General features: G+C 70.9%; 19 protein-coding genes and 1 rRNA gene. 12 read left to right on the top strand and 8 right to left on the bottom strand.

Annotation, left to right across the window (positions count from 1 at the left end):
- Nucleotides 1–6: 6 nt before the first annotated feature.
- The 3 genes from mycP to ACIGO8_RS00090 all read left to right on the top strand — a co-directional run bounded on the left by mycP (nt 7) and on the right by ACIGO8_RS00090 (nt 2,230).
- Nucleotides 7–1,350, top strand: coding sequence for a type VII secretion-associated serine protease mycosin (mycP, locus tag ACIGO8_RS00100; protein WP_399722125.1), 1,344 nt, complete (start codon nt 7–9; stop codon nt 1,348–1,350).
- Nucleotides 1,351–1,541: 191 nt separating this feature from the next.
- Nucleotides 1,542–1,880 (top strand): WXG100 family type VII secretion target, encoded by a 339-nt coding sequence (locus tag ACIGO8_RS00095; RefSeq protein ID WP_399722123.1) that lies wholly within the window; start codon nt 1,542–1,544, stop codon nt 1,878–1,880.
- Nucleotides 1,881–1,933: 53 nt separating this feature from the next.
- Nucleotides 1,934–2,230, top strand: coding sequence for a WXG100 family type VII secretion target (locus ACIGO8_RS00090; protein ID WP_399722121.1), 297 nt, complete (start codon nt 1,934–1,936; stop codon nt 2,228–2,230).
- 72 nt (nt 2,231–2,302) lie between these two features.
- Here ACIGO8_RS00090 and ACIGO8_RS00085 read toward each other — a convergent pair whose 3' ends face one another.
- From ACIGO8_RS00085 to eccCa, 6 genes are read right to left on the bottom strand one after another with little or no spacing between them, the layout of a single operon-like run.
- Nucleotides 2,303–2,548 carry a DUF397 domain-containing protein gene (locus ACIGO8_RS00085; protein ID WP_399722119.1) on the bottom strand — a complete coding sequence of 82 codons (246 nt, stop codon included), beginning with the start codon at nt 2,546–2,548 and terminating at the stop codon, nt 2,303–2,305.
- A gap of 52 nt (nt 2,549–2,600) precedes the next feature.
- Nucleotides 2,601–3,653, bottom strand: coding sequence for a type VII secretion system-associated protein (locus tag ACIGO8_RS00080; RefSeq protein WP_399722117.1), 1,053 nt, complete (start codon nt 3,651–3,653; stop codon nt 2,601–2,603).
- The gene (locus ACIGO8_RS00075; RefSeq protein ID WP_399722115.1) at nt 3,650–5,398 is read right to left on the bottom strand and encodes a putative T7SS-secreted protein; all 1,749 of its coding nucleotides are present in this window, start codon (nt 5,396–5,398) and stop codon (nt 3,650–3,652) included. The genes ACIGO8_RS00080 and ACIGO8_RS00075 overlap by 4 nt, the downstream gene beginning before the upstream one ends.
- Nucleotides 5,398–6,054 carry a hypothetical protein gene (locus ACIGO8_RS00070; RefSeq protein WP_399722113.1) on the bottom strand — a complete coding sequence of 219 codons (657 nt, stop codon included), beginning with the start codon at nt 6,052–6,054 and terminating at the stop codon, nt 5,398–5,400. The genes ACIGO8_RS00075 and ACIGO8_RS00070 overlap by 1 nt, the downstream gene beginning before the upstream one ends.
- Nucleotides 6,051–6,602: a hypothetical protein gene (locus ACIGO8_RS00065; protein WP_399722111.1), complete on the bottom strand. Its 552-nt coding sequence runs from the start codon at nt 6,600–6,602 to the stop codon at nt 6,051–6,053. The genes ACIGO8_RS00070 and ACIGO8_RS00065 overlap by 4 nt, the downstream gene beginning before the upstream one ends.
- Before the next feature lie 5 nt (nt 6,603–6,607).
- A complete protein-coding gene (gene eccCa, locus ACIGO8_RS00060) occupies nt 6,608–10,561 on the bottom strand; it encodes a type VII secretion protein EccCa (protein ID WP_399722109.1) in 3,954 nt (1,317 codons plus the stop codon).
- 172 nt (nt 10,562–10,733) lie between these two features.
- On the opposite strand from eccCa, the gene eccD reads away from it, so the two are divergent.
- From eccD to ACIGO8_RS00030, 6 genes are all read left to right on the top strand, one after another.
- Nucleotides 10,734–12,209 (top strand): type VII secretion integral membrane protein EccD, encoded by a 1,476-nt coding sequence (eccD, locus tag ACIGO8_RS00055; protein ID WP_399722107.1) that lies wholly within the window; start codon nt 10,734–10,736, stop codon nt 12,207–12,209.
- Nucleotides 12,210–12,457: 248 nt separating this feature from the next.
- On the top strand, nt 12,458–12,745 hold the full coding sequence (gene rpsO, locus ACIGO8_RS00050) for a 30S ribosomal protein S15 (protein ID WP_030496547.1): 288 nt from the start codon (nt 12,458–12,460) through the stop codon (nt 12,743–12,745).
- A gap of 275 nt (nt 12,746–13,020) precedes the next feature.
- Nucleotides 13,021–15,231, top strand: a complete 2,211-nt coding sequence (locus tag ACIGO8_RS00045) for a polyribonucleotide nucleotidyltransferase (protein ID WP_399722104.1) — start codon at nt 13,021–13,023, stop codon at nt 15,229–15,231.
- Entirely contained in the window at nt 15,228–16,607 is a 1,380-nt protein-coding gene (locus tag ACIGO8_RS00040; RefSeq protein ID WP_399722102.1) for a M16 family metallopeptidase, read from the top strand. The genes ACIGO8_RS00045 and ACIGO8_RS00040 overlap by 4 nt, the downstream gene beginning before the upstream one ends.
- Before the next feature lie 29 nt (nt 16,608–16,636).
- A complete protein-coding gene (gene dapB, locus ACIGO8_RS00035) occupies nt 16,637–17,389 on the top strand; it encodes a 4-hydroxy-tetrahydrodipicolinate reductase (protein WP_399722100.1) in 753 nt (250 codons plus the stop codon).
- A gap of 5 nt (nt 17,390–17,394) precedes the next feature.
- Nucleotides 17,395–17,835, top strand: a complete 441-nt coding sequence (locus tag ACIGO8_RS00030; RefSeq protein ID WP_399722098.1) for a hypothetical protein — start codon at nt 17,395–17,397, stop codon at nt 17,833–17,835.
- 78 nt (nt 17,836–17,913) lie between these two features.
- Here the strand turns inward: ACIGO8_RS00030 and ACIGO8_RS00025 are convergent, their stop codons facing one another.
- The gene (locus ACIGO8_RS00025) at nt 17,914–18,459 is read right to left on the bottom strand and encodes a hypothetical protein (RefSeq protein WP_399722096.1); all 546 of its coding nucleotides are present in this window, start codon (nt 18,457–18,459) and stop codon (nt 17,914–17,916) included.
- 52 nt (nt 18,460–18,511) lie between these two features.
- Nucleotides 18,512–18,742, bottom strand: coding sequence for a hypothetical protein (locus ACIGO8_RS00020; RefSeq protein WP_399722094.1), 231 nt, complete (start codon nt 18,740–18,742; stop codon nt 18,512–18,514).
- Nucleotides 18,743–19,148: 406 nt separating this feature from the next.
- On the opposite strand from ACIGO8_RS00020, the gene dapA reads away from it, so the two are divergent.
- From dapA to ACIGO8_RS00005, 3 genes are all read left to right on the top strand, one after another.
- Nucleotides 19,149–20,048 (top strand): 4-hydroxy-tetrahydrodipicolinate synthase, encoded by a 900-nt coding sequence (gene dapA / locus ACIGO8_RS00015; protein WP_399722092.1) that lies wholly within the window; start codon nt 19,149–19,151, stop codon nt 20,046–20,048.
- A gap of 111 nt (nt 20,049–20,159) precedes the next feature.
- Nucleotides 20,160–21,845 carry a ribonuclease J gene (locus tag ACIGO8_RS00010; protein ID WP_399722090.1) on the top strand — a complete coding sequence of 562 codons (1,686 nt, stop codon included), beginning with the start codon at nt 20,160–20,162 and terminating at the stop codon, nt 21,843–21,845.
- A 513-nt stretch (nt 21,846–22,358) separates the two neighbouring features.
- A 16S ribosomal RNA gene (locus ACIGO8_RS00005) occupies nt 22,359–22,433 on the top strand; the annotation flags it as partial.

The following is a 22,433-nucleotide window of genomic DNA, read 5'->3' as shown; positions in this document are numbered from 1 at the left end:
GGCAACGTGACGACCACCCGTACCACCACGCGTACGGCACGGGGCGCGCGCGGCGCGCGGACGGCGGCGCTGCTCGCCGCGACGACCCTCACGGGCCTCCTGGCCGCGCCTCCGGCCGCGTACGCGCAGAACGCGCCCGCGCAGAACCCGACCGCCCGGGACGGGCACGCGCGGGACACGCACGCGCCGGACCGCCCGCGTCTCGACGGCAGCGGCGAGTGCACCTTCCCGATGAAGAAGCAGATCGAGGGCATTCCCTGGTCGCTCCAGCGGGTGCTGCTCGACGAGCTGTGGCAGGACACCAAGGGCAAGGGCGTCCGGGTCGCCGTCATCGACACCGGCGTCGACGACGTCAACCCGCAGCTGAAGCGGGCCGTCGACGCCAAGGCCGGCAAGGACTTCCTCAAGCCCGACAAGAACAACCCGGGCATCGGCGACGAGCAGCGCGGCAAGACCGACGGCACCGTCGACGAGGTCGGCCACGGCACCAAGGTCGCCGGCATCATCGCCGCCCGGCCCGCCGACGGCACCGGCTTCGTCGGCCTCGCGCCCGAGGCGACGATCATCCCGATCCGGCAGAACGACGAGAAGAACAGCGGCAAGACCGACACGATGGCGCTGGCCATCGAGCACGCCCTGGCCAAGGGCGCCCAGGTCATCAACATCTCCCAGGACACCACCCAGCCGCTCAGCCCCGACTCGACCCTGGGCAGGGCGGTGGCCAAGGCCGTGGCCAAGGGCGTGGTCGTCGTCGCGTCCGCCGGCAACGACGGCATGGACGGCAGGCTCAAGAACACCTATCCCGCCGCCTTCCCCGGAGTCCTCGCGGTCGCCTCCTCCGACCGCAACAACGAACGCGCCGTCTTCTCGCAGGCCGGCACGTTCGTCGGAGTCGCCGCGCCCGGCGTCGACATCGTCTCCACCGTGCCCGGCGGAGGTCAGTGCGTCGACAACGGAACCAGCTTCTCCGCGCCGTACGTCTCAGGTGTCGCGGCCCTGCTGCGCGCCAAGTACCCGAAGTGGACCGGCGCACAGATCGTGACCCGGATCGAGCAGACGGCCGTCCGCTCGGTCAAGGGCCACGACAACTACGTCGGCTGGGGAGTCGTCGATCCCGTCCGGGCACTCGCCGACGGCCCCGAACCGCCGGAGACCGGTCCCACCCCGGACCCCGGCCCGCCCAGACCACCGGCTCCCGAACCGGCGCACCTGGCGCTGTCGGAGACCCCTCAGGAGCGCTCCGAACGCCTCGCCACGTACGCGTTGGGGATCGCCGCGGTCCTGGTGTCGGTCGTCGCCGGCACCGCCGCGGTGATCCGCGACAGCCGCCGCCGAAGGGCAGCCCGGTAAGCACGCCGACGAGCCAAGTATCCGTTGGGTACTTTGCAGTTGGAACTGCCGTCGCCAATGGCTAGAGTGGCCGTGGGGGGCACGGCAGTGCGATCCCAGCACGGGGGCGGCATCACGAGATACCCGTCCGCATCGCGATCGGAAGGCTTGGCGGCCCGACCGCCGCAGCCACCGAAGGAAGAAGGGGCAAGATGTCGAAAGACCTGAACGTAACCAGTGCCGAACAAGTCAAGCTCGCCGGCCGGATCCAGGACTTCCACGACGAGCTCCAGTCCCGCATCACCTCGCTCAACGGCGTGGTGGACCGCATCCAGGCGGGCTGGCAGGGCGCTGCGAGCAAGGAGTACGACCGGGTCCAGAACGACCTGAACCTGCGTCTGCGCAACATGCGCGTCGAGCTCATCAAGCTCGAAGAGGTCATGCGCATGAGCGCCGACGGCTTCACGCGCGAGGAGGAGGACCGCATCCGGTCCTTCCGCAAGATGGACGACACCGCGGGCGGCCAGAGCGCCATCCTCGGCATGGCCTGAGCCAGGCCCTCCACCACCTCCTCGGCGCACCTCACACTTCAGGAGCCACGAACATGACTACTGCGGTCAATTACGACACCGTGACGCAGGCGGCATCGGACGTCCGCACCACCTCCAGCCAGCTCAGCCAGAAGCTCGGCGACCTCATGGCCGAGGTCAACCGCGTCGCCTCCAACTGGGAGGGCGAGGCGAAGACCGCGTACCGCGAGAGCCAGGACCGCCTCACGAAGGACATGGCCGGCATGAACCAGGACCTGGCGCAGATCGCCCGGCTCCTGGACGAGTCCGTGGTCGGCTACCAGGACACCGACAAGGGCAACGCGGCCCGCTTCCGCATGCTCATGGGCTGACGTCCGCGCCCCGACGCCGAGGGGGGTGGCCCGTTCCACGGGCCACCCCCCTCGCGTCGTTCCGGCCGGCGGTCAGGTGAGGTCGAACTCGCCGTCCCGCGCGCCGAGGACGAACGCGTCCCACTCGGCCTTCGTGTACCGCAGCACGGTGTCCCGGTCCAGCGAGGACCGCATCGCGACGCCACCGCCCGGCAGATGCGCGATCTCCACCCGCTCCTCGTCCGGACTGGTCCCCGGAGCTCCCTGCCACTCGACACCGGAGATGTCGAGCGCGTAGAGCTCTTCCTTCACACGTTCCCTGTCCTGGGCGTCAGCCATGAGCGCGGTCCTTGTCTGTGCCGATCAGCTGTGAACGAGCCTGCGGGTCACCCTACTGGCCGCCCTGCCCGGCCCGGGCCCGTACGTCCGAAACGGGCACCCGTACGGACACCGCCCCGCCCGGATTCACCTTCAGCACCAGCTCGGCGGGCAGCACCCGCGCCAGCTGCGCGCCCGTGACGGCCCGCAGACCGGGCACGTTCGCCGGGGCATGGCTCGGGTCCGTCAGGACCGGCACGAACCGCCCCTGCTCGTCCTCGTAGACGGAGACGTCGCCCGTGCCCTCGTCGGGCACGTACACGGTCGCCCGCGCCAGCGCGTCCGCCACCGCCTCCTCCGGACCGTGCCCGGTCGCCGCCAGCTGCACGGCGGCGTCCACCGGGTCGGTGGGCCGGGCGAGCCCCAGACTCATGGGGGAGGGGCGGTAGTCGGGATTGCGCCGGAAGGCGCCGGGATTCCCGCTCCCGTCCACCGGCCAGGCCCCGACGACCGCGAACGGCGGCACGTTCCCGGCCGGGTCGTACATCGGGTCGATCGAGTAGAGCCAGGTGCCCGGCTGGTACGGAGGAGGCGGCAGCGGCGGGTCCTGCGGGCCCTGCGCCGCCGCGGGCGGGTCCTGCGGGCCCTGCGCCGGGCCGGGCGGCTGCTGTCGGCCCTCCGGCGCCGCGGGCGGCTCCTCGGGCTTCTGAGGCGCCTTCAGGATGCGGTCGTACGCGGCGTCCTGGGCCTCGACGGTCAGCGCGTCCGCGACCGGCGCGTCCTCGAAGAGCCCGACCATCCGCTCCGGATCGGCCGGCTCACCGGGCACCAGGACGTACGCCCGGTCGCTCCCGCTGCCCATCAGCATCCCGCTCTGCCGCACGTCACCGCGCGCCCCGGCGACCGCCAGCAGCCAGCCGTGGCCCTCCAGCGCCTGCCGCACCTCACGCAGCGCGCTCCACAGATTCCGCCCGAGCACCCGCTCCGTGCCCCACGGGCCGGTCGCCTCGACGCCGTAGGGCCGCCCGGACTCGCCGGTCGTCCACCACCGCAGCCCACAGCTCACACGCTCGTCGCCCCGCACGGCGGTGACGTCGTTCCTGCTGCCGAGCAGCCTTTCGCTCATTGGGTCCATCCAGGAGGTAGCAGCGGTGAGGGAGGCGGGGCCGGAGCCGCGCCGGCCGCCGGGGCGTGCGGGTTGTAGTGCGGATTGGGAATGTAGTTCTTCGAGCCGTCCGGCATGTTCTCCCAGACGCCCTTGATGTTCTCCGAGCGCACACCGCCCGGGAAGGCGATCTCCTGCTCGTTCTTGAACGGGTTGTCGAGGACGGACTTGTTGACGTCGATGCCGCCGGGCGCGTCGATGTCGTAGACGTAGCGCTTGTCCCACTTCAGGTCCGCGTCGCGGGTGGTTCCCACGTAGACCGACTCGTTGTTGTGCTTGACGTAACCGTCGAGGTCGGTGTTGTGGTTGTTCCAGGGCTTGAAGCCGTCCCGGAAGATCTCGTCGGGCCCGCGCGAGTCGTTGCGGTACAGCGGCTCGTTCGTCGTCCGCCACTCCACGTTGTCCGGCAGCTTCGACACGTCCACGGACCGGTCGGCCGCCACGGCCAGCCGGTCGTGCACCGTCGGCGGGTAGGCCGGCGGCTCCGGCACCCGCTGCCGCGGCACGTCGTCCACGCTCTTGCGGGCGGCGTTCTCCAGGGCCGACTCGGCGCCCTCGCGGAGGCCGACCCGGATGCCGGTCCTGACGCCGCCGAAGCCCTTCGTGCCGAGCAGCTCCGGCAGCAGCCGGCCCAGGCCCTCGCTCGGGTCCTTCTTGAAGGAGTCGATCAGGGCGCCCGGGATGCGCTCGGGGTGGGCGGCGGTGGAGACGACACCGGCCAGCGTCATGTTGACGTTCTGGAGGTACTCGGCCGGGTGGGTCAGGTTGTACGGGTCCGTCGGGTTGAGGCCGCGGACGAAGTTGAGCAGGCCCGCGGTGCCCTTGACGACGCCGCCCACCACATGGGCGCCCTCGATGTTCAGCGCCCCGTACGCGTCGAACGCCGTCATCGCCAGGCGGTCCGTCGCCGGCGGCTCCTGCGGGGCGTGGGCCATCGCCTTGTCGACGGCGCTCTGGGCCGCCGAGCCCGCCTCGTCACGCTGCCGGCGGGCCTCCTGCAGCAGGTCCCGGGCGTGCTGGCGGTCCGCCTCGCCCGGATCGCTGAAGTCGGCCGGCTCGGGGCCGGGATCGCGGCCGTCGCGGACGGCGGCCTTGTAGGTCTCGACCGTCGTCCGGTAGGCCGCTGCCGCCTTCTCGGACGACTCCTTGCCGCGGCGGTAGAGCTCGATCGCCTCCTTCGCCTGCCCCTGCGCCCAGACCACCGTCTCCGCGAACCGCCCGAGCGCCGCGGCCGCCGTCTCGCAGGCGTCCGCCGCCTCCAGCCACTTGGCCGGCTGCATGTCCAGCTTCTCGCGGAAGGCGTCGCCCGCGACGCCCTTCCACTGCCCCGAGTCCAGCCGCCGCAGTCCCTGCCCCACCCGGTCGAACGCGGCGTGGAAGTCGCTCAGGTGCTTCGCGACCTCGCGGATGCGGTCCGGCTTGCCGTGGACGAGCTCGTTCGCCTCCTCGGTCTGGCCCAGCTGCTGTTCGCCGACCCGGGCGCCGAGGGACGACGCGGTGTCGTCGCCCCAGTCGGTCACCTTGTCGGCGAGGTCTTCCGCGCCGACCCGGTCCAGGCCCTCGCCGATGAGGTCGGTGCCCTTGTCGATGCCGGTACCGAGGACCCGCTTGCCCGCGTCGATGCCGTCCTCGACGACGTCGAGTCCCCTGTCGACGAGGTGCTTTCCGCCGCTGACCAGGTCGCCGAGACCACCCAGGCTCACCATCAGCGACCACCGCCCTGCTGCTCGGCCTGCGGGCCTTCCTGGCCGGGCTGCTGGCGCGGGCCGAGCGTCTGCTCCAGCCGGTCGTTCAGGTCGTCGCGCAGGCCGGCGGCGTCGATGATCCCGTTGGTCATGACCATCGGGGAGTCCGAGACGTCCCAGGCGGTGTTCTTCCAGGCCTGCTCGATGTTGTCGCCGGCCCGGTCGAAGGACTCCTGGCTGTAGTCGGCGTCCCGGATGTGCGTGAACGTGTTGCTGGACAGCACGTCGCCCCAGTCCTTCTTGGTGATCTCGTCCTCCGAGGCGTAAGGATTGCCCATCGCGGAGTTCGTCAGCACCTTGAACGCGCCCCCGATGTACTGCTCCTGCTCGTGGAACGTGCCCGCCGACAGGCCGGTCAGCTTCGCGTACAGCGAGCCCTTCTGCACGAGCGAGCGGACGCCCCACTCCCAGCGCTCGCAGTACGTCTTCAGCGAGGAGCTGAGCCCGTCGTGCCCCGTCTCCATGCCGGTGAGCCCCAGGTCGGAGAAGCCGCGCCCCATGCCGGCCTCGCCCACCATGCCGAGCTCCTTCAGCTCGGCGAGCACTCCCGTCAGGCCCGTCGCGATCTGGTTCAGCGCCTCCTTGGACGCCGCGAGATCGGGTTCGCCACCCGTCATGACCTCTCACCCCCGTTGTCGGTACCTTCGCCGTCGACCGCCGCGCGGTCCGGCACGATGCCCTTCACCGGCGGGAACAGCGTCCCGCCGGGACTGCCCGCGTCCAGGGCCACCCCGCAGACGAAGCCGGCCGCGGGCACCACGTCGTCCAGCAGCCGGGAGCCGAGCACCCGGCGGTAGTCCCATTCCACGGACTCCTCACCGCGCGCCTCGGCGAACCGGGCGAGCGCGGCCTCGTCGGTGAAGGCGCAGATCCAGCCCACTCCGCCGAAGTCCGCGGTCCACAGCCCGCCCGCCGCGTCCATGGGCACCAGGACCGCGCGCGAACGGAAGTCCGCCAGACGCTCCAGCACGGCCTCCCGCGCCTCCGCCACCGCCGCGGCGTCCATGCCCGTGCCCGTGCCCGTGCCCGCGCCCGTGCCCGGCTCCGTGCCGGCGTCCGCGGCCGCCCTCGCCGCGGACGGGCCCGGCGGGCCCGACGCGGCCCCGTCCACGACCCGTTCCGTCGCCGCGGCCCGTACCTCGCCCCACAGTTCGTCGAAGCCCATGTCCCCTAACTCCTGTCCGGCAGCCAGCCCAGCTGCACCAGCGGTGTGCCGCGCTTGCGGGAGACGAAGGTGCCACGGCCGGGCGGCATGGGCCTGGCGCGCAGGTTACCGAGGATGTCGCCCTCGCCCGGGTCGCCGGACAGCAGGACGCCCTGCGCGCCGAGTTCCTTCGCGCGCTGCATGAAGGGCTCGTACATGGCACGGGAGGCGCCGGCCGCGCTGCGGGCGACGATGAAGCGGATGCCGACGTCGCGGGCGAAGGGCAGGTTCTCCACCAGCACCTGGAGCGGGTTCGCGGAGTTCGTCGCGACCAGCTCGTAGTCGTCGATCAGGACGTAGAGCTGCGGGCCCGTCCACCAGCTGCGGTCGCGCAGCTGCTGCGGGGTGATGTCGGGCTTCGGGGCCCGCTTCGTCATCACCGTGTTGATGGCCTCCATGTGCATCTGCATGGCGGACGCCATCGGCGCGTACTCGAGCAGGTGCGAGGGCGCGACCGCCTCCAGCATCGTGCGCCGGTAGTCGCCGACCACGATCCGCGCCTGCTCCGGGGTGTAGCGCTCGCACAGCTGCTTGGCGATCAGCCGCAGCAGCGCCGTCTTGCCGGACTCGCTCTCACCGAAGATCAGGAAGAACGGGTCGGTCTCGAAGTCGACGAACACCGGCTCCAGGTTCGTCTCGTCGATGCCGATCGCGATGCCGTGCTGCGGGTACTCGAAGCCCTTCGGCAGCTGCTCGGCGAGCAGCCGGCGCGGCAGCAGCCGCACCGCCGGGGCCGGCGCGCCGGTCCACGCGGCCTTCACCGCCTGGACGAACGCGGCCTGACCGTCCGACAGGTCCGCGGCCGAGCTCGACCCGTCGATCCGCGGGATCGCGCCCATGAAGTGCAGCTTCTCCGGCACCTGACCGCGCCCGGGCACGCCCGTCGGCACGTTCGCCGCGACCTTGCGGTCGAACTCGGAGTCCATGACGTCACCGAGCCGCAGCTCCAGACGGCCCAGCATCTGGTCCTTGAGCGCCGCGCGCACCTCCATGTAGCGGGCCGCGGTGATCACCACGTGGACGCCGTAACCCAGACCGCGCGCGGCGATGTCGGAGACGATCGGCTCCATCATCTCGTACTCGTTGCGGAAGCCGCCCCAGCCGTCGACCACCAGGAACACGTCGCCCCAGGCCTCGCCGGGCAGCTCGCCGGCCGCCCGCTTGCGCCGGTAGGTGGTCATGGAGTCGATGCCGTTCGAGCGGAAGAACTCCTCCCGCCGGTTGAGCACACCGAGCACCTCGGCGACCGTGCGCCGCACCCGCTCCGGGTCGAGCCGGGACGCCACACCACCGACGTGCGGCAGCTCGGCCAGCGACATCATGCCGCCGCCACCGAAGTCCAGGCAGTAGAACTGCACCTCGGCCGGGGTGTGGGTGAGCGCGAACGACGAGATCAGCGTCCGCATCAGCGTCGACTTGCCCGACTGCGGGCCGCCGACCACCATCATGTGGCCCGCCGCGCCCGAGAAGTCCCGGTACAGCACCTCACGCCGCTGCTCGAACGGCTTGTCGATGAGACCCAGCGGCACCGTGAGCCCGCCCGGCCGGGTGTACTCCGTCGCCGTCAGACCACGGTCCGCGGTCTGCGCGAGCCCCGGCAGCAGCTGGTCGAGCGACGGCGCCTGGTCCAGCGGCGGCAGCCACACCTGATGCGCCGGCACGCCCTGGCCCTCCAGACGGCGCACGATCACGTCGAGCACCGTGTCCGCGAGCGCCTCGTCCTCCTCCGCCCGCTGCGCCGTCAGATACGCCGGGTCCGGCGCCGCGTACACCACCGGCACCTGCGAGGCCGTGAAGAGCGCCGGCCGCCGCTCGATCGGCATGTTCCCGGCCTCCAGGCGCGGCCCGCCCGTACGGTACGTGCCCGAGACGTACGCCGCCTTGAAGCGCGTCATCTCGTCCGTACCGAACTTCAGATAGCCCGAACCGGGCACCGACGGCAGGTGGTACGCGTCCGGCACACCGATCGCCGTGCGCGACTCGGCCGCCGAGAAGGTCCGCAGACCGATCCGGTACGACAGATACGTGTCCAGGCCGCGCAGCTTGCCCTCCTCCAGGCGCTGCGAGGCGAGCAGCAGATGCACACCCAGCGAACGGCCGATGCGGCCGATCTGGATGAACATGTCGATGAAGTCCGGCTTGGCGGTGAGGAGTTCGGAGAACTCGTCGATGACAAGGACCAGCGAGGCCAGCGGCTCCAGCGGCGCACCGGCCGCCCGCGCCTTCTCGTAGTCGTGGATGTTCGCGTAGTTGCCCGCCGACCGCAGCAGCTCCTGGCGCCGCTGCAGCTCACCGCGGATCGCGTCACCCATGCGGTCGACCAGCGTCAGGTCGTCGGCCAGGTTGGTGATGACGGCCGCCACGTGCGGCATCTGCGACATGCCCGCGAAGGTCGCGCCGCCCTTGAAGTCCGCGAGGACGAAGTTCAGCGTCTCCGAGGAGTGCGTCACCGCCAGACCGAGCACCAGCGTGCGCAGCAGCTCCGACTTGCCGGAACCCGTCGCGCCCACGCACAGACCGTGCGGGCCCATGCCCTCCTGCGCGGCCTCCTTCAGGTCGAGCATGACCGGCTGCCCGTCCTCGCCGACACCGATCGGCACCCGCAGCCGCTCCGCGACCGACCGCGGCCGCCAGGTGCGCGCCACGTCCACCGCGGCCGCGTCGCCCAGGTTCAGCAGATCCGTGAAGTCCAGGTTGGCCAGCAGCGGCTCGTCGTCGTCCCCGCCGCCCATCCGCAGCGGCGCCAGCTGCCGGGCCAGCGCCTCCGCGGCCGGCAGCGACATCTGGTCCGGCACGCCCTCGTACGCGAAACCGCCGCCCGACTCCAGCCGCAGCCGCCCCGGCCGCACGACCACGGACAGACCGCCGCGCGGCTCGTCCAGCTCGCCCGAGACCACCTCGACGATCGTCACGCCCTGCAGACCCTCGGCCGCCGCGAGCAGCGAGTCCGGCGGCACCATCCCGCCGTCGAGGACCACCACCACATGCGGCTGGTCGAGCACCGGCTGGTTCTCCCGGCTGAACCGCGGCCGCCCGTCGAGCCGCGAACGGATCAGCCCCTCCAGCTCGCCCAGGTCGTCGCCGAACAGCCGCCGCGTGCCCGCCCCGTCGACCGTGCCCGGCACCTGCGTGTGCGGCAGCCACTTCGTCCAGTCCCAGCGCTCCTGCGCGCCCCGCGCCGCCACCACGGCCAGCATCAGGTCGTCGGGGGAGTGCAGGGTCACCAGCTGCGCCACCAGACCGCGCGCGGCGGACTGCGCCGACTCCGGGTCACCGGACACCGTCACGTGGTAGAAGGCCCGCATCGAGACCGCCATCGGCAGCCCGTCCAACGTGCCGTGCACCGCCAGGAACTGCTGCATCGCACCCGCGCACAGCGGCTCCAGCTCGTCCACCGGCGCCGTGTCCGGCGCCACCAGCGGAGTCGCCAACTGCTGGGCGCCGAGCCCGATCCGGGCCTGCGCGAAGTCGTGGTCGCCGACCCGCCGCTCCCACACCCGCGAACCCTCGGCCACCACCGACCACAACTGCTCGGGCGCCGGGTGCAGATACAGCTGCGCGTCACGCTGCCGGCGCGCCGTGCGCCGTACCGTACGCCGGGTCTGCGCGAGGTATTTGAGGTAGTCGCGCCGCACATCGGCCATTTGCCCCTGCGCACCGCGACGGAATCTCACGAACTGGGCGATCGCCATACCGACCGTCGACACCAGCATCAGGGTGCCCATGATCCGCATGATCGGCGACGGCGTCATGAAGAAGAACACCACGGACGAACCCATGCCGAGCATCGGCAGGAGCTGCATCAGCGCCGACTCCTGCTGACCCCGCGGGAGTTCCGGCGGAGACTCCAGGACCAGTTCCTCACCGGGTACTTCCGGAGGAAGGGACCTCGGCGGGCGTTTGACGACGATCTGGCTCACCGGCGCATCAATCCCTCGTTACGGGCGGGCTCGTGGAGGAGCTTCCGCGCCGGCGCCCCGTTCGCGACGGCCTCCCCCTGCGAGGGAAGGATCCTACTTGCAGCCACCGCCCCCGGTCCCCGGTAGGGTGGCGCAGCACTGTGCGCAACCGCGAATCAGGGGGTCCAGAAACGTGAGTACGACCGCAGCGACCGGCTTCTGCCGTGTCACCGTCGTGGCGCCGGACAGCCGCATCGACGTCGCACTCCCCGAGGACATCGCCGTCGCCGACGTCTACCCGGAGATCCTCCGGCTCACCGGCCAGACCCAGCCGGCCGGCGCCCCCACCGGCTACCACCTCGTCCGCCGCGACGGCTCCGTCCTCGACGGCGCCCGGACCCTGGCCGCCCAGCAGGTCCTCGACGGCGAGGTCCTCTCGCTGCGCCCGTTCGCACAGTCGCTGCCGCCCGCCGTCTTCGACGACGTCTCCGACGCCGTCGCCTCCGCCGTCACCCGCGACCGCCACCTGTGGAGCGACGACCTGCTGCGCGGCGCCGGACTCGTCGGCGGCGTGCTGCTGCTCGTCCTCATGGGCTTCGTGCTCTGGTTCGCCGACCCGGTCCGCCACGACATGCACAGCCTGCCCGGCGTCATCGCCGGCGCCGCCGGCGTACTGCTCACCGCCTTCGCCGGCGTCCGCGCCCGGGTGTACGGCGACCGGGCCACCGCCGTCGCCCTCGGCCTCGGCGCGCTGCCGCTGCTGCTGATCGCCGGCTCCGGGATCATCGCCGCCGACCCGGGCCAGGGCCCCGGCCGGCTCCAGTTCCTGCTCGGCTGCGTCACCGTCCTGGTCGCCGCCGTCGTCCTCGTCGCGCTCACGCCGAGCGGCGACGCGCCGTTCGTCGCCGCGACCTTCCTCGCCACCGTCGGCACCCTCGCGACCTTCGTCGCCATCCTCGCCGAGGCCTCCGCCACCCAGGCCGCCGCCGTGTGCGTCCCGGTCGCCATCGGCCTGGTCGCCTTCCTGCCCGGCCTGTCGGCCCGCTTCGCCCGCCTCCCCATCGGCTACGCCTCGCCGCGCAGCGCCACCGAGGACGAGTTCCTCGCCGAGCCGCACCAGCCGGGCCCCGAGGAGGCGCAGCCGGTCGACGCCGAGCGCATCGCCCTCCAGGCCCGCCGCGGCCACGAGATGCTGCTCGGCCTGGTCGGCGGCTGCGCGGCGGTCGTCGTCGGCTCCTGCGCGGTGCTCGGCTTCGCCGGGAACATGTGGGGCCAGCTCCTCGCCCTGGCCGCCGGCCTCGCGATGCTGCTGCGCGCCCGGCTCTTCCGCTACACCTCGCAGGTCACCTGCGTGCTGGTGGCCGGCCTGGCCGCCATCGCCCTGCTGGTCCTCGGCCTCTCCCTGAACCCGCCGGTCGACCTGGTCAAGGACCTGCTGATGTACGGCGACCGCGGCGGCCTGGACATCCGTACGATCTGGCTGACCGCGGCCGTGGCCGCCGGCGCCGCCCTGGTCACCGCGATCGGCCTGATCATCCCGAGGAAGGGCCTCTCGCCCTTCTGGGGCCGGCTGCTCGACCTCGCCGAGGGCTTCGTCCTGCTGTCGCTGGTGCCGCTGTGCCTCGCCGTCCTCGACGTCTTCATGCGCGCCCGCTCGTTGACCGGCTGACCGGCTGCCCGCAGGCGCCCGGACGCCCGGCCGGCCGGCCAGGCGTCCACCAGGCCCCCGGGCCGTAGCGCCGAGCTGGTACGCTGTGTGACGGCCGTTTGTGTACGCGCTCCCGGAAGCCCTCGAGCATCCGCTCGGAACATCGGGGAGCAGCGCTCATCGGACCTTCGCTCCCGAGTCACGGAAGCTTCCCCTGAGACCAAGACCAGGGGCACTCGTGGGCGCACGAACACCAAGAGGAGATCCGCGTGGCTCTCGACGCCGCAGTCAAGAAGCAGATCATGGCCGAGTTCGGCACCAAGGAGGGCGACACCGGCTCCCCCGAGGTCCAGGTCGCGATGCTGTCCCGCCGCATCTCGGACCTGACCGAGCACCTCAAGACCCACAAGCACGACCACCACTCCCGTCGTGGTCTGCTGATCCTGGTCGGTCAGCGCCGCCGCCTGCTGCAGTACCTGGCCAAGAAGGACATCCAGCGCTTCCGTACGCTGGTCGACCGCCTCGGCATCCGCCGCGGCGCCGCCGGCGCCAAGTAAGACGCTGTGAAGGGAGCGGTTCCCACTTTCAGGGGGCCGCTCCCTTTGCTGTACGTGCGCGATGTACCCACCGGCACTTAGTCTGGTCACACAACGCCACATCACCGCGTGAGAAGCAGCCGGCACGCCGCCGGTCCTCGGTAGTGGCCCCCGGACCCTCATCGTCCCCGGGAGCTTCGATCGAAGACCGGCCCGCCACGACACCGCTTCTCCCGCACCGTTCCGTGCCACACGGGCACGCGGACGCAAAGACGAAAACGTAGGAGAAACCGCTAGTGGAGAACGAGACCCACTACGCCGAGGCCGTCATCGACAACGGCTCCTTCGGCACCCGCACCATCCGCTTCGAGACCGGCCGCCTCGCCAAGCAGGCCGCCGGCTCCGCCGTCGCCTACCTGGACGACGACACCATGGTCCTCTCGGCGACCACCGCCTCGAAGAAGCCCAAGGACCAGCTGGACTTCTTCCCGCTGACGGTCGACGTCGAGGAGCGGATGTACGCGGCCGGCAAGATCCCCGGCTCCTTCTTCCGCCGGGAAGGCCGCCCCTCCGAGGACGCGATCCTCACCTGCCGCCTGATCGACCGCCCGCTGCGCCCGTCCTTCAAGAAGGGCCTGCGCAACGAGATCCAGGTCGTCGCCACGGTCATGGCGCTCAACCCCGACCACCTGTACGACGTCGTCGCGATCAACGCCGCGTCCGCGTCCACCCAGCTGGCCGGCCTGCCCTTCTCCGGCCCGATCGGCGGCGTCCGCGTCGCGCTGATCAAGGGCCAGTGGGTGGCCTTCCCGACGCACACCGAGCTCGAGGAAGCCGTCTTCGACATGGTCGTCGCCGGCCGCGTCCTGGAGGACGGCGACGTCGCGATCATGATGGTCGAGGCCGAGGCCACCGAGAAGACCATCGCCCTCGTCAAGGGCGGCGCCGAGGCGCCGACCGAGGAGGTCGTCGCCGCCGGCCTCGAGGCCGCGAAGCCGTTCATCAAGGTCCTCTGCAAGGCCCAGTCCGACCTGGCCGCCAAGGCCGCGAAGCCCGAGGGCGAGTTCCCGGTCTTCCTGGACTACGAGCAGGACGTCTACGCCGCCCTGGAGCAGGCCGTCCGCGGCGAGCTGGCCCAGGCGCTCACCATCGCGGGCAAGCAGGACCGCGAGGCCGAGCTGGACCGCGTCAAGGAGATCGCCGCCGAGAAGCTCCTCCCGGCCTTCGAGGGCCGCGAGAAGGAGATCTCCGCCGCCTACCGCTCCCTGACCAAGGCCCTGGTGCGCGAGCGCGTCATCAAGGACAAGGTCCGCATCGACGGCCGCGGCATCACGGACATCCGTACCCTCGCCGCCGAGGTCGAGGCCATCCCGCGCGTGCACGGCTCCGCGCTGTTCGAGCGTGGCGAGACCCAGATCCTGGGCGTCACCACCCTCAACATGCTGCGCATGGAGCAGCAGCTGGACACCCTTTCGCCGGTGACCCGCAAGCGCTACATGCACAACTACAACTTCCCGCCGTACTCCGTCGGCGAGACCGGCCGCGTCGGTTCGCCGAAGCGCCGCGAGATCGGCCACGGCGCGCTCGCCGAGCGCGCGATCGTGCCGGTCCTCCCGACCCGCGAGGAGTTCCCGTACGCGATCCGTCAGGTGTCCGAGGCCCTCGGCTCCAACGGCTCGACGTCCATGGGCTCGGTCTGCGCCTCCACCATGTCGCTGCTGAACGCCGGTGTGCCCCTGAAGGCCCCGGTCGCCGGCATCGCCATGGGCCTGATCTCCCAGGAGATCAACGGCGAGACGCACTACGTCGCCCTCACCGACATCCTCGGTGCGGAGGACGCCTTCGGCGACATGGACTTCAAGGTCGCCGGTACGAAGGAGTTCGTCACCGCCCTCCAGCTCGACACCAAGCTGGACGGCATCCCGGCCTCCGTCCTGGCCGCGGCCCTCAAGCAGGCCCGCGACGCCCGCCTCCACATCCTCGACGTGATGATGGAAGCGATCGACACGCCGGACGAGATGTCCCCGAACGCCCCGCGGATCATCACCGTCAAGATCCCCGTGGACAAGATCGGCGAGGTCATCGGCCCCAAGGGCAAGATGATCAACCAGATCCAGGAGGACACCGGCGCCGAGATCACGATCGAGGACGACGGCACCATCTACATCGGTGCCGCCGACGGCCCGGCCGCCGAGGCCGCCCGCGCCACGATCAACGGCATCGCCAACCCGACCATGCCGGAGGTCGGCGAGCGGTACCTGGGCACGGTCGTCAAGACCACCACCTTCGGTGCCTTCGTCTCCCTGCTCCCGGGCAAGGACGGCCTGCTGCACATCTCGCAGATCCGCAAGCTCGCCGGCGGCAAGCGCGTGGAGAACGTCGAGGACGTGCTCGCGATCGGCTCCAAGGTCCAGGTCGAGATCGCCGAGATCGACCAGCGCGGCAAGCTCTCCCTGATCCCCGTGATCGAGGGCGAGGACGAGAAGAAGGACGACACCGACCAGTGACGTCCCGCAGTTCCGCGACGACGGCCCGCCCCTCCACCGAGGGGCGGGCCGTCGCCCGTACCCAAACGCTTCTCCCGGGCAAGGACGGCATCGGCACGGTCCGGCGCACCACCCTCCCCGGCGGCCTCCGCATCGTCACCGAGACCCTGCCCTCGGTGCGCTCCGCCACCTTCGGCATCTGGGCGCACGTCGGCTCCCGGGACGAGACGCCCGCACTCAACGGCGCCACCCACTACCTGGAGCACCTCCTCTTCAAGGGCACCCACAAGCGGTCCGCCCTCGACATCTCCGCCGCGATCGACGCGGTCGGCGGCGAGATGAACGCCTTCACGGCGAAGGAGTACACCTGCTACTACGCCCGGGTCCTCGACACCGACCTGCCGCTGGCGATCGACGTCGTCTGCGACATGCTCACGGGCTCGCTCATCCTCGACTCCGACGTGGACGCCGAGCGCGGCGTCATCCTCGAGGAGATCGCGATGACCGAGGACGACCCCGGCGACGTCGTGCACGACCTGTTCGCGCAGACCATGTTCGGCGACACCCCGCTGGGCCGCCCGGTCCTCGGCACCGTCGACACCATCAACGCGCTCACCCGCGACCAGGTCGCCCGCTTCTACAAGAAGCACTACGACCCGACGCACCTGGTCGTCGCCGCCGCCGGCAACGTCGACCACGCCACGGTGGTACGCCAGGTCCGCCGCGCCTTCGAGAAGGCCGGCGCCCTCGGCCGTACCGACGCCCGCCCCGTCGCCCCGCGCGACGGCCGGCGCACCATCCGCACGGCGGGCCGGGTCGAGCTGCTCGGCCGCAAGACCGAGCAGGCGCACGTGGTCCTCGGCATGCCGGGCCTGGCCCGCACCGACGAGCGCCGCTGGGCGCTCGGCGTGCTCAACACCGCCCTCGGCGGCGGCATGTCCTCCCGCCTCTTCCAGGAGGTACGGGAGAAGCGCGGCCTCGCCTACAGCGTGTACTCGTACACCTCCGGGTTCGCCGACTGCGGCCTGTTCGGCGTGTACGCGGGCTGCCGGCCCAGCCAGATCCACGACGTGCTCAAGATCTGCCGGGACGAGCTCGACAAGGTCGCCTCCGACGGGCTCACCGACGACGAGATCGCCCGCGCCATCGGCCAGCTGTCCGGCTCCACCGTGCTCGGCCTCGAGGACACCGGTGCGCTGATGAACCGCATCGGCAAGAGCGAGCTGTGCTGGGGCGCCCAGATGTCGGTCGACGAGATGCTGGCCCGGATCGCCGCCGTCACCCCTGACGACGTGCGCGAGGTGGCCCGCGATGTACTGGACCAGCGGCCCTCGCTCTCGGTGATCGGCCCGCTGAAGGACAAGCAGGCGGACCGCCTCCACCACGCGGTCGCCTGAGCACCCCTTTCACGCCCCTAAGGAATCAGATGAGCAAGCTGCGTGTGGCGGTCCTCGGAGCCCAGGGCCGGATCGGCTCCGAGGCGGTCAGGGCCGTCGAGGCCGCCGAGGACATGGAACTGGTCGCGGCCCTCGGCCGCGGCGACAAGCTGGAGTCGCTCGTCGAGGCGGACGCCCAGGTCGCCGTCGAGCTGACCACGCCCGCCTCGGTCATGGGCAACCTCGACTTCTGCGTGCGCCACGGCATCCACGCGGTCGTGGGCACCACCGGCTGGACCGAGGAGCGCCTCGCGCAGCTGGGAGCCTGGCTCGACCAGTCCCCGCAGACCGGTGTCCTGATCGCGCCGAACTTCTCCATCGGCGCGGTCCTCACCATGAAGTTCGCGCAGATCGCGGCCCCGTACTTCGAGTCCGTCGAGGTCGTCGAGCTGCACCACCCGCACAAGGTGGACGCGCCCTCGGGCACCGCCACCCGCACGGCCCAGCTCATCGCCAAGGCCCGGGCCGAGGCCGGCCTGGGCGCCCAGCCGGACGCCACCACGACCGGGGTGGACGGGGCGCGCGGCGCCGACATCGACGGCGTCCGGGTCCACGCCGTACGCCTGGCGGGCCTCCTGGCCCACCAGGAGGTGCTGCTCGGCGGCGAGGGCGAGACCCTCACGATCCGCCACGACTCGCTGCACCACTCCAGCTTCATGCCGGGCATCCTGCTGGGCGCCCGCCGCGTGGTGACCACCCCGGGCCTCACCTTCGGCCTGGAACACTTCCTGGACCTGGGCTGACGGTCATGGGCGGAAAGATCACGTACGTCTTCCTCTCCACCGTCCTCGTCCTCGTCTTCGGCGTGGTGGGCATGGAGGGCGTCCTGCTCCTGCTGACCGGCGAGCCCGCGGCGATGGGCATGGGCGCGGTGGCGTTCCTGCTGCCGCTGGTCGGCGGCTGGTTCCTGTGGAAGAACACCCGCTTCGCGCGCCGGGCCAACCGGCTGGCCGCGGAGCTGGAGGCGGAGGGCGGCCTGCCCGTCGACGAGCTGCGGCGCACCGAGGGCGGCCGCATCGACCGCGACTCGGCCGACGAGGTCTTCGCCCGGCGCAAAGCCGAGACGGAGGACTCCCCGGACGACTGGCGCTGCTGGTTCCGCCTCGCGGTGGCCTACCACGACGCGCGGGACACCCCGCGCGCCCGCAAGGCCATGCAGCGCGCGATCGCGCTGCACGAGGCGGCGTAGCAGCGGCGCACGGCCCGGCACAGGCGAACGGCCCCGGCACGCTCTCGTGCCGGGGCCGTTCGTGCTTCTCGGTGCCGCTCAGGGGGCGGCGTACTCCGCGTTCCAGGCCTCGATCGTGTCCGCCGCGCGGTCGAAGGCCTCGACGCGCGACAGGAAGTCTGCGTTGTGGTCGGTGAGCAGCGGAGCCTGCTCACCACCGCGGCGTACGAGGACGAGGGCCTGGCCCTGGACGGTGCGGGGCAGTCCCAGCCAGCGCACCGGCTGCTGCACCGTGCGCACCGCGGAGGTCTGCGCCCACGGCACGGTCCGGGTCGAGAAGAACGACACGTGCCGCAGTCCGGCCCGGCTCACCCAGACGCCCATCCGCAGCGCGCGCAGCGCGACGGCGATGATCAGCGCGGCGAAGCCGAAGGTGCCCAGGGCGCCGGCGGTCGCGCCCGCGGCGGCGATGACGACGGACGCGAGCAGGACGAAGGAGGCGAGCAGCAGGGCGAGCGCGGCCGCGCCCACGCGCCACGGCCCCGGGCGGTACGGACGACGCCACACGTCGTGGTCGTCGAACGGCAGCGCGACGTCCTCGGTCGCGTCAAATGCGCGGTCGGCCGTCAGAAAGGGCAGGGGCACGACAGGTCCTCACTCACAAGCACGTTCGGTGGCTGTGCCCGGTGAGGCTACCTCAGCGGCCGTCGGAAGCCTCGGACCGCTGTCGGTGCCCGCCCGCGTCCCCGGAGTCGAGGGACGGCATCCCGAGGATCAGCGAGCCGACGAGGCCGGCGACGACGGTCAGCCCGATCAGCGTACGACCCAGGAGCTGGGAGGCGGTGGGACGCTGCCGGGGTGGCGGAGTGACGTTACTGCGGAAGCGGTCGGACTCCGCGACGAACGCGAACGGGACGGCCTCTCGCATGGGTGGTCACTCTCCTTGGGAATCGGCGCCAGGGGGCGCTCTCGCTGCTGTCACAGGTACAGACGATCGAACCGGCGCTTTGGTGCCGTTTTTTCATCAAAGCGGCCTAATCTCATTCTTGAGAAGGACCGGCGTCGGTGGACGGTCGCACGAGCCCCGGAAAGACCGCCGCCGGCCGCGCCGCCTGCGGCAGGAAGGGTCCTGTGGTGCCGTTGTTCCGGCTCGTGACGCACATAAGTACGAAGTTCTCGTGCGAAGTGTCCGTATTGCGACGTTTCGTGAAGTTCATCTAGGCTGATCAAACGGACCCGGCACTGCTTGAACCCCCGAGCAGGCAGTGCCGGGCTCCCCTTATCGCGTCCCCCTAGGGGACACCCGGCGCTGAGCAGCGAGTAGCGTGTTACCCATGGCTCCGATCTCCACTCCGCAGACCCCCTTCGGGCGGGTCCTCACCGCCATGGTCACGCCCTTCACGGCGGACGGCGCACTCGACCTCGACGGCGCCCAGCGACTGGCCACCCACCTCGTGGACGCCGGCAACGACGGCCTGGTCGTCAACGGCACCACCGGCGAGTCCCCCACCACCACCGACGCGGAGAAATCGCAGCTCGTACGGGCCGTACTGGAGGCGGTCGGCGACCGCGCCCACGTCGTCGCCGGCATCGGAACCAACGACACCCACCACACCCTCGAGCTCGCCCGCGCCGCCGAACGCGACGGCGCACACGGCCTGCTCGCCGTCACGCCGTACTACAACAAGCCCCCGCAAGAGGGCCTGTACCGGCACTTCTCGGCCATCGCCGACGCCACCGAGCTCCCTGTGATGCTCTACGACATCCCGGGCCGCAGCGGCGTCCCGATCGACACCGAGACGATCGTCCGCCTCGCCGAGCACCCGCGGATCGTGGCCAACAAGGACGCCAAGGGCGACCTCGGCCGCGCCAGCTGGGCCATCGCCCGCTCGGGCCTCGCCTGGTACTCCGGCGACGACATGCTCAACCTGCCGCTGCTCTCCGTGGGCGCCTGCGGCTTCGTCTCCGTCGTCGGCCACGTCGTCAGCCCGGAACTCCGCCTCCTCCTGGAGGCGCACCTGTCCGGCGACGTCCAGAAGGCCACCGAGATCCACCAGCGGCTCCTGCCGGTCTTCACCGGCATGTTCCGCACCCAGGGCGTCATCACCACCAAGGCCGCCCTCGCCCTCCAGGGCCTCCCGGCCGGCCCGCTGCGCCTGCCGCTCGTCGAGCTCTCCGAGCAGGAGACCGCACAGCTCAAGGTGGACCTGGCCGCCGGCGGGGTACAGCTCTGACAACAGACTTCACAACTGAACAGCCGTAACTGAAAACAACAGCAAGTGCACGAATGTCATGCGCGCCACGTGCCCGAGCCGGCACGTGGCGCGTGTGGTGAGGAGAGACTTTTGAGCCATCCGCATCCTGAACTCGGCGCCCCGCCGAAGCTGCCCAAGGGCGGCCTGCGCGTCACCCCGCTCGGCGGCCTCGGTGAGATCGGCCGGAACATGACGGTCTTCGAGTTCGACGGCCGTCTGCTGATCGTCGACTGCGGCGTCCTCTTCCCCGAGGAGGAGCAGCCGGGCGTCGACCTGATCCTGCCCGACTTCACCACCATCCAGGACCGCCTCGACGACGTCGTCGGCATCGTCCTGACCCACGGCCACGAGGACCACATCGGTGGTGTGCCGTACCTGCTCCGCATGAAGCAGGACATCCCGCTCATCGGCTCCAAGCTGACCCTCGCCCTCATCGAGGCCAAGCTCCAGGAGCACCGCATCCGCCCCTACACCCTCGAGGTGGCCGAGGGGCACCGTGAGCGGTTCGGCCCCTTCGACTGCGAGTTCGTCGCCGTCAACCACTCCATCCCCGACGCCCTGGCCGTCGCCATCCGCACTCCCGCGGGCATGGTCGTCCACACCGGCGACTTCAAGATGGACCAGCTCCCGCTGGACAACCGCCTCACCGACCTCCACGCCTTCGCGCGGCTGAGCGAGGAGGGCATCGACCTCCTCCTCACCGACTCCACGAACGCCGAGGTCCCGGGCTTCACCCCGCACGAGCGGGACATCTCCAACGTCCTGCGCAACGTCTTCGCCAACGCCCAGAAGCGCATCATCGTGGCCAGCTTCGCCAGCCACGTGCACCGCATCCAGCAGATCCTGGACGCCGCCCACGAGTACGGCCGCAGGGTCGCCTTCGTCGGCCGCTCCATGGTCCGCAACATGGGCATCGCCCGCGACCTCGGCTACCTCCGGGTGCCCGCCGGCCTGGTCGTGGACGTGAAGACCCTCGACGACCTCCCGGACGACGAGGTCGTGCTGGTCTGCACGGGCTCCCAGGGCGAGCCGATGGCGGCCCTGTCCCGGATGGCGAACCGCGACCACCAGATCCGGATCGTCCCCGGCGACACCGTGATCCTGGCGTCCTCGCTCATCCCGGGCAACGAGAACGCGGTCTACCGAGTGATCAACGGCCTGACCCGCTGGGGCGCGAACGTCGTCCACAAGGGCAACGCCAAGGTCCACGTCTCGGGCCACGCCTCCGCCGGCGAGCTGCTGTACTTCTACAACATCTGCCGGCCGAAGAACCTGATGCCGGTCCACGGCGAATGGCGCCACCTGCGCGCCAATGCCGAGCTCGGCGCGATGACGGGCATCCCCAAGGACCACATCGTCATCGCCGAGGACGGCGTCGTCGTCGACCTGGTCGACGGCCGCGCCCGCATCACCGGCAAGGTCCAGGCCGGCTACGTGTACGTCGACGGCCTCTCGGTCGGCGACGTCACCGAGACGTCCCTCAAGGACCGTCGCATCCTCGGCGAGGAGGGCATCATCTCGGTCTTCGTCGTCGTCGACTCGACGACCGGCAAGATCGTCGGCGGCCCGAACGTCCACGCCCGCGGCTCCGGCATCGAGGACTCCGCGTTCGACGCGGTGCTCCCGAAGATCGACCAGGCCCTGAACAAGTCCGCCCAGGACGGCGTGGTCGAACCGCACCAGCTCCAGCAGCTGATCCGCCGCACGGTCGGCAAGTGGGTCTCCGACACCTACCGCCGCCGCCCGATGATCCTCCCGGTGGTCGTGGAGGTCTGACGGTCACGGACACAACGGGACAGACCAGGAGCGGGGCGCCTCGATTTGCATCGGGGCGCCCCGCTCCAGTACGTTTACGGCTCCGCCAGATGGGAAGCCCCGGCGCCGACGTGCGCCAGGAGGACGAACGGGAAGGCGGGAAATCCGACTCAGAACTTCTGATAAAGTCGGAACGCGCCGGAAGGCCTCGGAAAAGACGAAAGTCGAATTCGGGACCGGAAAGCACCGAGGAAATCGGATCGGAAAGATCTGATAGAGTCGGAAACGAAGGAAGCGCCCGGAGGAAAGCCCGCGAGGGTGAGTACAAAGGAAGCGTCCGCACCTTGAGAACTCAACAGCGTGCCAAAAATCAACGCCAGATTAGTTGATACCCCGTCCATCTTCGGATGGTCGAGGTTCCTTTGAAAAAGTCCACCTACGGGTGGCACACAGCGAGGACGCTGTGAACCGGGAAGACTATTCCTCTTCCTGGTTCCGCTCAACGCGAGTGTAGAACCGGATTACCGGTAAACATTCACGGAGAGTTTGATCCTGGCTCAGGACGAACGCTGGCGGCGTGCTTAACACATGCAAGTCGAACGATGAAGC

Origin of the sequence: Streptomyces sp. NPDC053493, from assembly GCF_044544825.1 — a bacterium.
Classification (GTDB): Bacteria; Actinomycetota; Actinomycetes; order Streptomycetales; family Streptomycetaceae; genus Streptomyces.
The sequence above is the reverse complement of the archived record's forward strand: the minus strand, read 5'-3'. Positions and strand labels throughout refer to the sequence as shown.

Excerpts from the sequence above, each read along its gene's own strand:
- dapB (WP_399722100.1), top strand. The coding sequence starts at position 16,637 with ATGAGCAAGCTGCGTGTGGCGGTCCTCGGAGCCCAGGGCCGGATCGGC.
- dapA (WP_399722092.1), top strand. The coding sequence starts at position 19,149 with ATGGCTCCGATCTCCACTCCGCAGACCCCCTTCGGGCGGGTCCTCACC.
- ACIGO8_RS00070 (WP_399722113.1), bottom strand. The coding sequence starts at position 6,054 with ATGACGGGTGGCGAACCCGATCTCGCGGCGTCCAAGGAGGCGCTGAAC.
- ACIGO8_RS00085 (WP_399722119.1), bottom strand. The coding sequence starts at position 2,548 with ATGGCTGACGCCCAGGACAGGGAACGTGTGAAGGAAGAGCTCTACGCG.
- ACIGO8_RS00095 (WP_399722123.1), top strand. The coding sequence starts at position 1,542 with ATGTCGAAAGACCTGAACGTAACCAGTGCCGAACAAGTCAAGCTCGCC.
- ACIGO8_RS00075 (WP_399722115.1), bottom strand. The coding sequence starts at position 5,398 with ATGGTGAGCCTGGGTGGTCTCGGCGACCTGGTCAGCGGCGGAAAGCAC.
- ACIGO8_RS00090 (WP_399722121.1), top strand. The coding sequence starts at position 1,934 with ATGACTACTGCGGTCAATTACGACACCGTGACGCAGGCGGCATCGGAC.
- ACIGO8_RS00020 (WP_399722094.1), bottom strand. The coding sequence starts at position 18,742 with ATGCGAGAGGCCGTCCCGTTCGCGTTCGTCGCGGAGTCCGACCGCTTC.
- ACIGO8_RS00030 (WP_399722098.1), top strand. The coding sequence starts at position 17,395 with ATGGGCGGAAAGATCACGTACGTCTTCCTCTCCACCGTCCTCGTCCTC.
- ACIGO8_RS00080 (WP_399722117.1), bottom strand. The coding sequence starts at position 3,653 with ATGAGCGAAAGGCTGCTCGGCAGCAGGAACGACGTCACCGCCGTGCGG.
- ACIGO8_RS00065 (WP_399722111.1), bottom strand. The coding sequence starts at position 6,602 with ATGGGCTTCGACGAACTGTGGGGCGAGGTACGGGCCGCGGCGACGGAA.